We start from the raw sequence: 16,283 nt of genomic DNA, 5'->3' as shown, positions 1-16,283 counted from the left end.
TCCGCATTTTTATTCTATTTCTTTTTTTTGTATCCTTACATTTCTAAACATTAACCCAAAATATCATCTCATGAAATTTACATTTTCATCTACAAAACAATTTGCTCTATTTTTAGCAATCACACTCTCTCTGCTTGTGCAATCTAATTCTTGGGCACAATATTGTCCAGGTATTAACCTTGGAGGAGGGGCCTGCAATGCAGGACAATTAATTAATTCGGTGAGCATTGCCGGTACAGGATTTAACAGTTCCGTTCCTTCTTGTGTAAATGGCACAAACGGTTCATTTACAACATTTCCGGCTTCCGGCAACACCACTGCTACTTTAGTGCAAGGTCAAACTTATATTTTTAGCGTCACTACCGATGCTGACAATATTATTTCTGTTTGGATTGATTATGACCATAACCTAGTTTATGATGCAAACGAATGGACACAAGTTTGCCTTACCTCTGTTGCATCAATTCCAAATAGTGTTTCAATAACAATTCCTTTCGGTTCTTATACGGGCGCCACTGGAATGCGTTTAAGGAGCAGACAAAACAATGTTAATAATGGTGCTGTGGATGCCTGTACTCAATTTGGTTCGGGCGAAACAGAGGAGTATACCATAACAATTGCAGCCGGTGCTCCATGCACTAATCCGCCAATTGCTGGTAATGCAGTAAGTTCTGTTACAAATGCCTGTTCGGGAGTACTTTTTAACTTAAGTTTAAATGGTAATTCTTTGGGTAGTGGGCTTACTTTTCAGTGGCAAACATCAACCGACAATATAAATTGGAACAATAGTATTGGTGCTAACATCAGTTCATTAAATACAAGTATTACTGTTCCTACCTATTTTCGTTGCAGATTAACTTGCTCTGGAATCACATCTACTTCCGGATCCGTTTATGTAGGAATTAATTCTATTACTCAATGTTATTGTTCTTCAGCTGCGACAAACAATGCAGACGATGATATTGGCAATGTTACTTTCGGTCAATTAAACAATGGAGTTGCCGGTGCAGCAACGAATAATGCAAATTCAATCAATTTGTATACAGACTTTACTGGTCTCTTTCCACAATCATTTTCTCCCGGCACAACCTATCCTATTTCAATTACCCAAATAAACATGGTAGGTTTTTATGCGTGTCAATTGGGAGTTTATATCGACTACAATCAAAATGGAATTTTTGAACCTTTAACAGAAACTGCTTTCACAGCCCTCAGCAATCCAAACCTCGGTGGAAACATTATGACAGGGAATGTGGCTATTCCATTTTCTGCAATTTCAGGAAACACTCGTATGCGCGTGGTGTTAATGGAAGGTACTACCACAACACTCACTCCTTGTGGCAATTATACTTGGGGTGAAACAGAAGATTATACTATTGCTATTCAAGTTGCACAGCCATGTATGGCACCTCCAACAGCAGGAACAGTAAGTGCTTCACAAACATCCATTTGTCCTGGCCTTCAAGTAAACTTTCAGTTAGCTGGAAATTCAATGGGACTAGGCCAAACATTTCAGTGGCAATCATCGTTAAATGGAACAAATTGGACTTCCATTCCTGGTGCAAATTCAATAACGTATGCTGCATTTCCTAATCAAAGTACTCATTATCGATGCTATACCATGTGCAGTGGCTCTAGCGATACAAGTAATGCACAATTGGTAAGCATATCACCTGTCGTTTCTTGTTATTGCACTTCCGGCGCTACAAATTTGGTTGATGACGATATCGGCAATGTTACCTTTGGAACCCTAAATAACGGAGTAGCCGGCGCTGCAATTAACAATCCTGCTTCCGTAAATACTTACACCGACTTTACCGGTTTGGCTCCTCAATCTTATGTTCAAACCTTTACTTATCCTTTTTCTGTAACTCAAATTAATAGCGGTGGGTATTACGCTTGTTGGGCAAATGCTTTTATTGATTTTAATCAAGATGGTGATTTTAATGATTTGGATGAACGTATATTTTCTGCGGCATCTACTGCTGCAATTGGTGGCAATGTGATAAGCGGAAATGTTAGTATCCCACTAACTGCATTACCCGGAAATACGAGAATGCGAATTGTTTTAGCTGAAAATAGTTCTGCTCAGCAATCACCATGTGGTGTATATGCATGGGGCGAAACGGAAGATTATATAATTACAATTATCCCAATTACTCCCTGCACCGCTCCTCCTGTTGCTGGAATAACGGTAGCTTCAGCTGCAGCTGTTTGTCCGCATGCAAATTTTAATTTATCGCTCACAGGAAATTCAATAGGTTTAGGCTTAAGCTATCAATGGCAAGCTTCACTAAACGGGCTATCCTGGAACAACATCACCGGTGCTACCAATGCAAATTTCAGTACTTCACAATTGACAGCTACTTATTACAGATGTGAAGTAACCTGCAGTGGTATCCCTGTTAATTCCGACAGCCTATTGGTGACGATGGAGGTAAATGCTTCAACCTTTTCAACTGCTACAGGTGGCCCAATTCCAGACAATAATACGACAGTGCTTTTTCCTATAAGCGTTTCAGGTATCCCAAGTCAAATAAATACAGTATATGGTTTAACCGAAGTGTGCATTGATATTCAGCATCCGGAAGTAGGTGAATTAAAAATCTTCCTAAAATCTCCTGCAGGAGATACGGTTTATCTTTCCGAAAACAATGGTGGGCTTTTTGCCAATTATAACAATACCTGTTTTGCTATGAATGGTGCAAATGGATATATTTATGCTGCTAATGCCCCTTTCACAGGGACATTTATTCCAAACCATTCCATAAATGGTTTTAACGATGGGCAAAATCCAAATGGTACCTGGTACCTTTGTGTAAAAGATGAGGCTCCTTCTGTAACTCTTCCCGGCCAATTATTAAGTGCCATGATTTCCTTTTGCTCTAACCCTCCGGTCGATCCAATTATCCCTGTTGGTGGTTGCAGCGAAAATAATGCATTCGGTTGTCAGTGCCCCGATGGAAGTCAAAATTGCGATTTATTACCCGACATGACAGCAAGCGGCTTAATCATTCAAAATGACCACCCCGAATCATTAGGAAATTTACGTTTGAGCAATGCAACGCCAAACATAGGTTGGGGTCCAATGGAAATTCACGGTTCAAACCAGTGTTTTTGTGATACCGTATCTGTTTCATGTGCCACCACACTTTGTCCGAATGGACAACCTGTTAAAGAATTGGTGAAGCAAACCATCTACCATAAAAACAATGGCATAATGACGTCTTACACACGCAATGCAGGTTATATGAGCTACCATCCAAGTCATGGACACGTGCATGTGGATGCTTGGGGTGCCTTTAGTTTGCGCATTCCAACCTCTAACCCAAATGCAACAACATGGCCTATAGTCGGCACGGGTGCTAAAGTGAGTTTTTGCTTAATAAACCTTGGAAATTGCACCAATAATTTAGGTTATTGTTTAGATAATACCGGCAATGTTTTAACGCAAGCGGATATTCCAAATTCTGGCTTTGGGAGCGTAACCGGATGTGGTTCTGACCAAGGAATTTTTACAGGAAGCTTGGATATTTATTCTTCCGGTTTAACCGGTATGCAAATTGATTTTCCGGGTACTTGTAATGGAAACTATTCTATTGTTTCGATAACTGACCCGAACAATAACTTTCTCGAACAAGATGAAACAAACAATTGGGTTCAAGTTCCGGTAACCCTTACGCAACAGTTTCCACCTTCAGGTGCCACATCATTTGCTTATTCTGCAGCCGGAAATACTGTTTCCTTTGTAAACACAACGCCACTAAGTTCAGGTTATTTATGGGATTTTGGTGACGGAACAACGGATACAACAACTAATCCTGTTCACGTGTATCCAACAAACAATTCCTATACAGTAAAGCTTATTGCCATAAACCAATGCTATACAGCAACCACTCAAACTATTTTGATTACAACTATCAAAGAGAATGAGAACTACGCCTTAGGATTTAGTGCAAACCCCAATCCTTCAAATGGTTCTGTTGCAATTTCATATTTCCTTCCGCAGAAAAATAACGTTTCAATTGAACTTTATAATTTAGTAGGAGAAAAACTTATGACGCTCGCAAATGAATCTCAAGAGAAAGGGAAACATCAGTTAGAAATTGATTTAAGAGCGAAAAATATTCAGGCAGGAGTTTATTTATTGAAAATGAATAATGCTTCAAGAACACAAACACTTCGCTTAGTAATTATCGATTAATTCATAAAAAGCTTATTTTAACATCTATAATAAAATCAATTCAGTAATTTAGTAGCATATTAACCTTAATAAATTCAATATGAAAAAAACAATCTTTTTTGGTGCACTTATGTTATGCATTTCATTAAAAACTCAACTTTTTGCCCAAGTGCTTCTCACAGAAAATTTTGGGTCAGGAAGTTTGCCAGCTAACTGGACTAACGATAGTTTAGGTCAGCCTGCTGCTAACTTATGGATATTTAACAATCAGTATAACCGAACTATCAGCGGTGCGGGATTTGATACTAATTTTGCCATTTTTGACAGCGACGAAGGAAGCACCAATGATGGTTTTGATGAAATGGCTTCTTTAACTACTCCGGCGGTGAATCTTGCAGGAGCAAGTGCTGTAATTGTTGAGTTTGATGAACAATACAGAGCGTTGGCAGGTCCTAATACACAAGGTTCTTCTCGAAAAATTGAAGCGAGTATTGACGGCGGTTTAACTTGGAATATATTGGCTTACGATTCAGTAAACGTGGGTTATCCGAACCCGGCTGCACACACTTCATTTAATGTTGGTTCTTTAGGAGCTGCCACAACTATTATGGTGCGTTTTACTTGGACAGGAACTTATGACTGGTGGTGGGCAATTGACAATGTGACTATTGTTGGTCTTTCTCCTTGCGTTGCGCCTCCAACAGCTGGAACAACTATTGCGTCATCATCAGCTGTTTGCGCCGGAAAAGTTGTTTATTTCTCTTTAACCGGAAATGCTCTTGGTGCGGGTTTAACTTACCAATGGGAAACATCGGCTGACAGTATTACTTGGGTCCCTTCAACAGGCGATACAATTCCAACTTTTTCTGATACTGTAAATGCTACTACTTTTTATCATTGCCTGGTAACCTGTTCAGGTCAAACCGCTGCCTCTACAGCTGCTTCTGTTACGATTAATCCAGCCATTCTTTGCTATTGCAGTACTGCCTTAGGTGGTGGAAATTGCGGAGTTGGAAACCTTATCAATGCAATTACCATTTCTGGAACTGGATTTAACAGTACAAGCGCTACTTGCACAAATACAAGTGATGGATCATACACAGCCTTTCCAAATATTGGAAGCTTAACCGCTAATCTAAATCAAGGTGAAACCTATCCAATAAATGTTACTACCGATGGTAGTCATATTATTTCTGTTTGGATTGATTTTGACAGAAATGGTACTTATGATGCAACTGAATGGAGTCAAGTAAGCCTTACCTCTGCAACAGGTGTAGCTAATACTGTTTCGGTAGCCATTCCGCTAACCTCTACTATTGGCTTAACCGGTATGCGCGTTAGAAGTCGTGGAGCAGGAAATACGAATGGGGCAACTGATGCTTGTTCAAACTTTGGAAGTGGAGAAACAGAAGATTACATTGTTTTTATAGACTACCCATTATCTATTAAAAACAACACACAAAATCAATCTTTAACTGTGCTTCCGAATCCAGCTTCCGAAAAAATTACCTTAGCATTTACGAATAATAATGCTGAAAATACTCAGGTAAAATTAACCAACCTGAATGGCCAAATAATTTTCTCAGAAGGCTTAAATAATTTCTCTGGAACATATTCAAAAACAATCGATGTATCTTCATTTGCTAAAGGAATTTACAACTTACAACTAATCACAACTAGTGGAATAACCAATAAAAAGGTGGTTATCGAATAAATTAAAAATTCTTTCCGCTTGCTGAATCCCATTTTGAGGGACTTTAGCGCTGATTTTCGCACACAGTTAATAAAAAAAGTCTCGGGTAGCCGGGACTTTTTTTATTTTTGCATGAATTAACCTCAAAATAACTTTATGATAAAAAATTACTTCTCTTTATTAGTTGGTATCATGTTAACATGTTACCAATCTACCAATGCCCAATACTGCGTAACAAATTTAGGCGGTGCAGGGTGTGGAACAGATCAAATTACGGATGTTGAAATTGTTGGAACAACATTAGTTAATACGGCAAATACTTGCACCGGCACCTTTGCAAACACACTTACAGTATTTCCTGCCTCTGGAAATACTACTGCAACTTTAACTCAGGGTAATACCTATGCAATTAACATCACTACAACCGCCAATAACATTATTTCAGTTTGGATTGATTATGACAATAATCAAGTTTATGATGCATCCGAGTGGTTTCAAGTTTGCTTAACTTCTGTTGCTGGTAATGTTAATTCAGCCGCTTTAACAATCCCTTTCGGAGCGTTTACCGGAAGCACCGGTATGAGGATCCGCAGCCGTGCTAACGGAAATAATAATGGTGCAACCGATGCCTGCACCAATTTTGGAAGTGGTGAAGCTGAGGATTATACAGTAACCATTGCTGCCGGTAGTCCATGTGTAGCACCTCCAACAGCCGGCACAACCTTTAGCCCTGCTGCAAGTGCTTGTTTATCTACCTCCATTACCCTATCACTAAATGGTAACAGCATTGGTTCAGGACAAACCTACCAGTGGCAATCATCACCTGATAACATTACTTGGTCAGATATTATTGGTGCTACTAATTCTTTTTATGTTGATTCGGTTACTGCTGCGATGTATTTCCAATGCATCGTAACCTGTAGTGCACAATCAGCAACTTCTACACCGTTTTTTATTGGTGTAAACCCAGCTAATCAATGTTATTGCGCCTCCTTTTCAAACAGTTCACTTGATGATGATATTGGAAATGTTACGCTTGCAAGCTTAAATAATGGGATAGGTAGCCCGGCGCTTGCAAACCCAACCTCCGTTAATACCTATACAGATTTTACTTCATTGCCTCCAACTGATTTACTCCAAGGATTAATATACCCTATATCAATTACTCAAATTAATTCCGGAACATTCTATTCTTGTTTCGCCACGGTACATATCGATTTTAATCAGGATGGGGTTTTTGATACCACGGAGGTGTCTGCAATCGGACAAACCAACAACGCAATAGGAGCAAACGTACTGAATGGAAATATTTCAATACCACTTACCGCTTTGAGTGGTAATACTCGAATGAGAATTGTTTTGAGAGAAAATGGTTCTGCTACCCAAAGTGCTTGCGGCTCTTATGGATATGGCGAAACAGAAGATTATATTGTGAACATTCTTAGTGCAACTCCATGTATTGCTCCCCCTACAGCTGGCATAACTTTAGCAAGTGCTATTTTGGTGTGTGATTCAAGTTCCATTAACTTATCCCTATCCGGAAACTCAATTGGTATTGGCCAAACTTACCAGTGGCAATCCTCGCCTGATAATGTAACGTGGACAAATATTGCTGGTGCAACAAATCAAAATGCAACAGTTCCTGTTATTGGAGCAACATCTTTCAGATGCGAAGTTACTTGCTCTGGAAACGCAGTTAACTCCACTCCGATTTCAATTGCATTAAAACCATTTTATCAATGTTATTGTGCCTCCTATCCAACCTCAGCTGCCGATGATGATTTAGGATGGTTTGAGTTTGGATCTTTATTAATTAGCGGAGATACTTCAGCCTTAAACAATCCAACTTCTAACAAAACATACACGGACTACACCGTTTTCGGTGCTTTTTCATATAGCCAAGGAGCAAGCTACCCAATTAAAGCAGTACAAATTAATAGTTCCGCTAATTTTTATATCTGCATACTAAAGGTATACCTCGATTATAATCAAGATGGCCTTTATGATTCAACTGAAGTTGTATTTACGGATACTACAAACAACGCTGCAGGTGGTAACTTAATGCAAGGCTTGGTAACAATTCCGGTGAATGCCCCAATTGGAAACACCGGACTAAGGGCTGTTTTAAGCGAAACCATGAATTCTTTTGGCCCATGTGGTACTTATGGATATGGCGAGACAGAAGACTACATTGCTTATATTGATTATCCATTATCAGTAAAATCAATTTCTCAAAACCTAAGTTTATCAGCAATTCCAAATCCTGCTAGTGATAAATTAACCCTTTCATTTATCAATCATGAGCCCGAAAACACACAGATTAAACTATTTAATTTGAACGGACAATTAGTTTTTGCTGAAAGCCTGAATCATTTTTCAGGCAAGTTTTCAAAAACTATTGATGTAAGTGCTTTTTCAAAAGGCATATATAACTTACAACTTATCTCAACAAATAGTATTACAAACAAAAAAGTTGTGATTAAATAACCTAGTGGTACCTAACAAAAAAGCCCTCATTAACAGAATCGTTAATGAGGGCTTTTTTATTTTATTTTAATTATTGTACTACGAACTTCACTCTATAAACTGAACCATTCGTTAGTGCTTCTGCCATATAAACTCCTGCAGTCAACACAACTTCCGGCTTTATAGTTAAGATTGCACCGTCTTGTGTATTCACATTAGAAGTAAATACTTTAGCTCCCACTATATTAATAATTGAAAACTCAACTTGTTCACCTGCTGTCTCAATGCCTTGCAATTCAATTGTCAATTGTTTATCAACAGCTGCAGGATTCGGGTAAACATTCAAATTAAGTACGCCCGTTGCTGTGCTTTCTCCTTCTGTCGAAAATGGTGAGTAGCGTGGTATTGTTGCTCCGGTTGTAAAGCTACATGCCGGGCCAAATGCACTCCATTCTCCTGCATAATATGCTACTTCGATAGTGTATTGTGAATTGGGCAACATGTTTTGTTGTCCACAGCATACCAAGGTACTCGCTAAACTAAAAGTTGTGTTGGAATTATAATTATAGAACACTTTCTGATAAGGAACTCCACCCACATTGGTAATTCTATATGAATACATGCTAGCACCCGGTACTGCAGTACAATTTAAGAAGGCGCCAAAGCGTCCTACCCCAAGTGTAGTGCCACAAATATCTAATATCGATGTTGATGGCGGCGCTGGAGTTGTAACGGAACAAGGAGCACCATAATTTAACCAAACACCTCCAACATACGGTTTTACACGCACCGAATAAGTAGTAGCATATTTTACTCCACCCGGTGTCATTGGAGAGGTTGGAATCCAGGTTAAACGAAAATCAGTATTCCCATTCGTTCTGTATGCCACAACAGTATATCCGGGAGCTGTAAATTCATACTCATAATTTGTTGCACCTGTAACAGGAGTTGTAAATATTTGATCATTTAACGAAGTCAAAGTGACATTGCAATTGGTTAATGAAGTTGTAGGAGAAACCTGAGTTAGGTCTAACTTACACGCAACACCAAATGGGCCCCATTCTCCTGGTCTGCTTCCAAAATTTTGGCCTGTTTTACCAACCAATGCCCTTGTCATTACATCATAACTATAGCCAAATCGAACACGATCAATAAGCGGGGAAGATTGATATGCCCATACTAAGCGAAAATCTAAATTTCCATTGCCTCTTCTCCAAGTATGATCATAATCAAATGTATTTCCGCCATCATTCTCTACAATTTTATATTCATAATCATTCGCTCCTGATACTGAATCAGTAAGAAATCTGTCATTCAAATCATCAATGGTATAATCACATGGACCTGCCACTGTTGCTGAATTATCGCGCAATTTAATTTGCGGAAACGCTCCTAACGTCACCGGGCAAGAAGCACCGTAAGGACTCCAAGAACCATTTTTATAATAAGCCACAGAAATATTGTATGTATTTCCATAAATAACCCCTGGTGCCCATTTCATACGGTAGTCAATGTTAGAATTGTTACGGTAATGTTCAAAACTATAACCTGACTGACCACCGGTTCCTACAATTTTATAGCGGTAATTTGTAGCCCCTAATACAGGTTGAACATAAATTTGGTTGTACATACTTGGAAGTGTGGTGCAAGAAGTTGGGATTAATGCAGGAACTGGAATTTCAAGTACTTGAATATCATCAATAAAAATACTTCCTTGACTAACTCCACCAGGACTTGTAGCACGGAAACCAAAATAAATTTGTCCGGTCCCGGTTGCTAGATAATCTGTAGCTGTTCTTTTAGTATAGGTAGTAGTGTTAACATTCCCAATATAACTAGGTGCTGAACCTTCCATTGTTGAGGCATCTCCTAAGTTGGAAATATAAACTTTATATGTTTCATTAACAGATCCATTGGCTATTCTATCATACCAAGATATGCGGTACACCTTTCCAACTGTAACATTAATTGCCGGTGAATAGAACCAATCATCCAACGATGTAGCATTATCTGAATTTTTATCAATACGCATATGATTGGTTCCACTTTGTGGCGCCGTAGTTGAAGTGTACCAAGAACTGGTACCCATTCCATCATAATTTTCTTTGGTTACACCACAAGGCAAATTCGGTACAGTTACACCCTCAGCCCCTAGTGTGTAGGAGTTAGGATTTTGAGTTGGAGTCACCGCCTGACTTATACCTGAAACAAACGAACTCGCAACACAGCTTGTGTTTTCTCCAATTGAATTGTATGGAGCAACTATATAATAATAGGTAGTATTGGCCTCCAACAAAGGGAGATTGAAGCTTAAATTATTCCCTACATCTTGCATGTAAATAATAAAATCGGTCATTGGGTCATCTTTTGCAACATAAATATAATACCCAGACGGATAGTTGGTGGCAGCCGTCCAACTTAAACTTGCCGAAGTAATACAGGCTGCACCATTAACTGTTGACGTAACACAATTTGGCGGTGTGGTTACTACATTCACAATCGCTGTTGCTGCTGCTGCTGAAGAACAACCTTGTGAAGAAATTGTGTTAATTGCGTAACTTGTTGTTGTGCTTGGTTGTGCGTATAACACATCGTAATTTCCTCCAGCATATGGGTTGCTTAGGCCTGCATCTGTAAATAATCCTGTTACCGGACTCCAATCGAATGAAACCGGCATACTATGTCCAATTACCATATTGGGTCTTCTGTTGCTTGTGCCGTTTGAGGTAAGTGCCAAAATTGGAGCATTTCCAGCACCTGCATTATCAGCTCTCGAATAATTTACACTTGTAAAACCAGCAGTTGTAGTATATTTTACGGCACAATTAGGATGTGCGGTTGTACCCAAATAATTATTATTAAACACTGTTTCAACAATAATATTTGAGGTTCCATTCCAAGTAAAAGGACTTGAAAACACAAAATCATTTACCCCATTTAAAGCTGTATAGGACACATTCGAATACACTTGTGTTAACCCATTCACAAAACTTGAAGTTAACGTATTAAGAGCAGTATTTCCAATGCTGATGGTATAATTCTGCATAGGGTCAGCATTGTTTGTGTTTGAGATATCAAATGAAAGGCTCTTTATTTGCTCTCCTGCAAGTATTCCTTGAGCACTTAATTCTGAAGCCAATATTAAGATTTGGTGTCTAGCTCCTCCATAATAGGTTCCTAAGCTTGCCGGAAAACTTGTTGAATTATTTGTTGAATTACCTGTGCCAAATGTTGCATTAGCTGAGCTCAATTGAGCGGTTAACGTTTCCATGCCACCCAGAAAAATTGTAGTACTGGTTGGAGTTACTGTTGGGCTATTCGGTAAACTGTTAACTGTAAGCTCAGCATTTGAAGAATTAAGTGAACAATTGGCATCACTAATAATCACGTTATAATCACTAGCAGCGTCTGATATTTGTGTATTTGAGATAGTCAGTGTATTACTTAATGCCCCTGAAAATCGGCCCCCATCTACTATTGGTGTAGTCCCCTTTCGCCATTGATACGTTAATCCTGTACCGTTTGCAAGAACCGAGAAGGTTGCTGTTTGATCAATGCAAACTGGATGACTTACCGGTTGGTCAATAATAGTGATTGATGGAGATATATTTACTGAAACGATGTTAGAAGTAGCCGAAACACAGCCCAAATAATCTGTTGTTGTGGCTGTATAATTATTCATTCCATTGAGTGGAGAAACTATTACTTTTGCTGTTGAAATTGAAGGATAGGACACAGCACCAATCGTAGCGGGGCCGTTAAATACAGTGGTATATCCGGAAGCATCACTAATAGAAAGCGACCAACTGTTTAAATCGCCTCCTCCATTATTTTCCTTGTCTTCAATTTGTAAAGTCCAAACTCCTGCAACGTTATTACATGGAAAAGTGAGCCCAGTAAAGGTTGCTTGATAAGTTCCGGTAGGCACATTTCCACCGCTTGATCCAGGAAACGTTGTTGAACTTGAAGAAGTGAATACATAATCGGCTGAATTTATTAAATTATCTTGGTTGGTAGTTCCGCCAGGACGATTAAAGATAACGGTTTGGCCACAAGATGGACTAATTAAAGTAGCAACCAAATTTCCAACTCTACTGTGATCAATGTTTAATGTTAGAGTTAGTTTTGATGCAGCACTCATTATTCCTGAAGGTAATGTAATAGTTCGGGTAATTGTAGGTGTTCCTGAACTGGAAATCGTTGCAGATGTAGAATTCGTTGCACTTACCGGACCCATTGTTCCGCCTGCATTAGTGGCAGTTAACTCTGCCTCATAACAACTTGGGTCTGCTGTTTTAGCCAAGCTAATTGTTGGATTTGGAACAGTAGTGATGGATACAGCACCATTCATAGTGGCGGTACATCCGGTGGAAACAAAAGTGGCTTGAACTGTATAATTACCCAACCCTGTTTGATTCCCAAACGAAATTGAACTACCGGTTCCGGCAAGAGGTGATCCCTCATTTACACCAGCCAACTTTAATTGATAATTTACACCCGATTGTGAATTACTTAATCCAACTAATTTTCCAGAAGTACCAACGCAATAAGCTCCGCCTCCGGTAACGTTATAGCTCGTTGGCAATGGATTAACAGTAATTGTTGCGGATGCTGAATTTGCGGTACAACCTGCACTTATGACAACAGCGCGGTACATTGTGGTTAACGTTATATTGGAGTAGTTTTGACTATTGCTGGTATTGCTTATATCGTTCCAATTTGAGCCGCCATTGGTGGAAGATTGCCATTTTTGCACAGTACCAGTATTGCCTGTAAGTGTTACGCTTCCGCTATTTGTTCCACTGCATACCGATGTACTTGAATTTACAACGCCCCCTGTTGGGCTTGCGTTAACCGTAAGTGTGGATGTATTGCTCGGTGTTGCACCTTCACTATTGGTGAATAATGCTCTGTATTGTCCTGCATCGCCACTAACAGGAGATGGTATTGTATAAGTAGATGAAGTAGCACCGGAGATATCGGTCCAAACACTACTAATGTTTTTTTGCCACTTAACAGTTGGTGTAGGTAAGCCACTTGCTGCTGCAGAAAAAGATACTGAATTTGCAACACAAGCTGTAACCGAGGCGCTAGGTTGTGTGGTAACAATTGGAATGAACTGTGTAATACTAATATTGTCCATAGTTATCGTGCCTGACGATCCTGAATAAACAAATTTTATATCTTCAATATTTCCATTATCATCCACTTGTTGTCCGCTAATGTAGCGTGTTGTACCTACCCAAAGATCTGTTCGATTGTTGGAAACTGTTTTAACAGTTCCATCAGGGGCATTATACGATAATGTATTTCCTGAATTATTCAATACCCATGTAACGGTTTTAACCGATCCACTTATATTGGAATATGTATCACCATTGGTAACATCATTAATTCTATAATTATTGCTGCTTCTAAAATCAATTGCAAATTGCGCATAACAATCGTTACTACTTTGAACACTATTAGAGGTGCTGAACCCATCCCCAACCTGCCATCTCGCAACCGTATTGGTTGAACTGTTATTCGATATAGTTAAGTCGAATTTGTAAATAATGCCTAATGGCACAGGACTAAAATTTGTTGTTCGGGCAAAGCTGGCTGTCCCTGCTCCACTGCGGACAAATTGCAGCGCATTAGCTGTTATGGTAGCAGTTGGTCCACCTGATACAGTTATAGCATTAAACTGCCCGTTGTTTGGACTGCCACTCACATAGTTCGAAAGTGTGCTCGAGCTGCTAAAATTTTGCGAAAACAATGGTGTTTGTGCATTCGCATTTTTTGCCATAATTGCGATAATTAGGCATAGCGCAAGATAGACTTTCTTAAAGGTTTCACTTGTTTTCATGGTTTTTTGTTTTTTAGCGTTTTGATTTTCAAAATACCTTAGTGTTTTCATTTTAGTTTGATTTAATTTATGGAATCGTAAAAAAAATGCTTAACTGCCTAACCCCTTTATTTAGAGGGCTTTTACAAACAATAAGTAGTTTATTTTTTAATTTTCCTGACCTATTTACGGTTTAAGCGACCAATAGGTTTCATTAATCGATAAAATGAGATTGCGAAGTTAGGTATTTCACACCCCTAACTTCTGTTTTATCGATAATTATATTAGTTTAATCGACGATTAAACTAATATAACATGATACTAAAATTATTTTTTGGATGTTTTTTACCTGTTAATCAGGCACTTACCATTATAGGGATGCCAACTTCATTAAAAATTGGGCTTGGGTGTTGAAAACTAATGGGTTGATTTACTTGATCATAACTCCCCTTTTGTTAATAACAGGGACATGAATTAAGTTTTCTTCGAGGATTGTTTCAGCAAGAAAAATAAATTTTTTATCGTAAAGATTTTTACCCAAATAAAAGCTTACCCAGTATTCATTGTTCAAACCGAATACATCCTCGATTATTGGCTCAATCTTTACAAATGATTTGGGTTCAACACTGTCTAAAAAATGACGAAGTGTGGAAGTATTTACTTTTTCATCATTCAAAAAACCATAACCGGTGCTAGTCACTAACACAGCGTCGAGCTTGTCGTTTTTAAGGTTAATTAAATAGGAGTTCCAAATTGTTTCTGCTAATTCATTCTCTTCTTTGACAATGGCCAAGGCCACATCTTCTACAATTAATTCAGGAATATCTTTTATCATAATTATTTAAAAAAACTACTTATCCATTTCAAATGCTGCATCCAAAAACACATACACATCTTTTGGATGATCATTCACCTTCTCGGTGTCGCGTTTGTGGCCCAAACGCACCACCACCATGTTTTTATCGGGAATAACAAATACATACTGCCCTAAAATTCCACGCATATAATAAATTATGTGATTCTTATACGTTAAAAGCCACCAACTGTAACCATACTTAATGTTCTTTTGACCATTATCGTCAATTAAACTCGCAGGAGTTACTGATTGACGCACATAATCCTTCGAAACCAATTGATTTCCTCTCCAGTTCCCTTCATGTAAATAAAGCGATCCAAAACGTGCAAAATCTCGTGCATTGCTATTAAAGCAGCAGTATCCTTTTTCGACTCCTCCTTCATGATCCAAACTCCAATAAGCCGGATGGCTTGCTCCCATTGGCTTCCAAAGTTTTTCGGAAGCATACACACTAAGGCTTTTTCCGGTGGCTTTTGCAACAATAAAAGACAGCAATTCCGTATTACCACTTAAATAATTCCAAACTTTACCGGGTTCTTCGGTTACATGATATTTGTATGTAAGCGCTTGCAAATCATCCCCATAGTATGCTGCTGCCGGATAGGCCAATGGGTTCACGTAGTTTTCATCAAAATTAATCCCCGAACTCATTGTTAGCAGATGCTTAATTGTGACTTTGGCATTCGCACCTTTTGCGTACTCGGGCAAAAAATCGCCAATAGGCTCATCTACACTTTTTATTTTATGCTCATCAATTGCAATTCCGGTAAGAATACTAACGATGCTTTTACCCATCGAAAACGAATTGGTATGCGATGTATCACTATATCCATCCCAATATTCCTCATATTTTACTGAGTCGTTTTTTACTACCAAGAATGCAATAGTTTTATATTTTTCGACCTCAGCCCTGTGTGCTGGCGATAATTTTTGTAGATTGTAATCTCGCGAAGGCACCCACTCTTGAGCTGAGTCAACCTCAACTTTGTGATTGCTGAATATTTTATACTCACTTATGGAAGGTCCTGAACGCCCCTTTAGGTAAGTATTTGCAACGGCTCTAAACAGGTAGCTTTTTCCGGTAATAACGATGAGTAAAGAAAGCAACACCAAGAGAATAACAATCCATTTTACAATCTTCCTAATCACTTTCATAGCGGATTTTTATTTCGAATTACGGATTTTTAATTGGGAATCGCAATAGTAATTTTTGAAATGGAAGTCACCTTTATTGCAAATCATCCATTCATTTAAAAGC

Annotated in this window: 6 protein-coding genes; 3 read left to right on the top strand and 3 right to left on the bottom strand. The window is 38.7% G+C overall.

All coding sequences use genetic code 11. The annotated features are described in order from the left end of the window. The first annotated feature begins 70 nt into the window (after window positions 1-70). From IPP32_04185 to IPP32_04175, 3 genes are all read left to right on the top strand, one after another. Window positions 71-4,204 carry a T9SS type A sorting domain-containing protein gene (locus IPP32_04185; GenBank protein MBL0047280.1) on the top strand — a complete coding sequence of 1,378 codons (4,134 nt, stop codon included), beginning with the start codon at window positions 71-73 and terminating at the stop codon, window positions 4,202-4,204. 79 nt (window positions 4,205-4,283) lie between these two features. Then, window positions 4,284-5,897: a T9SS type A sorting domain-containing protein gene (locus tag IPP32_04180; protein MBL0047279.1), complete on the top strand. Its 1,614-nt coding sequence runs from the start codon at window positions 4,284-4,286 to the stop codon at window positions 5,895-5,897. Between the two features lie 135 nt (window positions 5,898-6,032). Continuing rightward, window positions 6,033-8,363: a T9SS type A sorting domain-containing protein gene (locus IPP32_04175; protein ID MBL0047278.1), complete on the top strand. Its 2,331-nt coding sequence runs from the start codon at window positions 6,033-6,035 to the stop codon at window positions 8,361-8,363. Between the two features lie 70 nt (window positions 8,364-8,433). Here IPP32_04175 and IPP32_04170 read toward each other — a convergent pair whose 3' ends face one another. From IPP32_04170 to IPP32_04160, 3 genes are all read right to left on the bottom strand, one after another. Next, the gene (locus IPP32_04170) at window positions 8,434-14,241 is read right to left on the bottom strand and encodes a proprotein convertase P-domain-containing protein (GenBank protein MBL0047277.1); all 5,808 of its coding nucleotides are present in this window, start codon (window positions 14,239-14,241) and stop codon (window positions 8,434-8,436) included. A 358-nt stretch (window positions 14,242-14,599) separates the two neighbouring features. Beyond that, complete coding sequence (locus IPP32_04165; protein MBL0047276.1) at window positions 14,600-15,004, bottom strand: hypothetical protein; 405 nt, start codon at window positions 15,002-15,004, stop codon at window positions 14,600-14,602. Between the two features lie 15 nt (window positions 15,005-15,019). Beyond that, on the bottom strand, window positions 15,020-16,171 hold the full coding sequence (locus tag IPP32_04160) for a serine hydrolase (GenBank protein ID MBL0047275.1): 1,152 nt from the start codon (window positions 16,169-16,171) through the stop codon (window positions 15,020-15,022). Between the last annotated feature and the right edge of the window lie 112 nt (window positions 16,172-16,283).

The organism is Bacteroidota bacterium (assembly GCA_016721765.1).
In the GTDB taxonomy this organism is placed as follows: domain Bacteria; phylum Bacteroidota; class Bacteroidia; order UBA4408; family UBA4408; genus UBA4408.
This window is presented reverse-complemented; position numbering and strand designations above follow the sequence as displayed.

Excerpts from the sequence above, each read along its gene's own strand:
- IPP32_04185 (MBL0047280.1), top strand. The coding sequence starts at position 71 with ATGAAATTTACATTTTCATCTACAAAACAATTTGCTCTATTTTTAGCA.
- IPP32_04180 (MBL0047279.1), top strand. The coding sequence starts at position 4,284 with ATGAAAAAAACAATCTTTTTTGGTGCACTTATGTTATGCATTTCATTA.
- IPP32_04175 (MBL0047278.1), top strand. The coding sequence starts at position 6,033 with ATGATAAAAAATTACTTCTCTTTATTAGTTGGTATCATGTTAACATGT.
- IPP32_04170 (MBL0047277.1), bottom strand. The coding sequence starts at position 14,241 with ATGAAAACACTAAGGTATTTTGAAAATCAAAACGCTAAAAAACAAAAA.
- IPP32_04165 (MBL0047276.1), bottom strand. The coding sequence starts at position 15,004 with ATGATAAAAGATATTCCTGAATTAATTGTAGAAGATGTGGCCTTGGCC.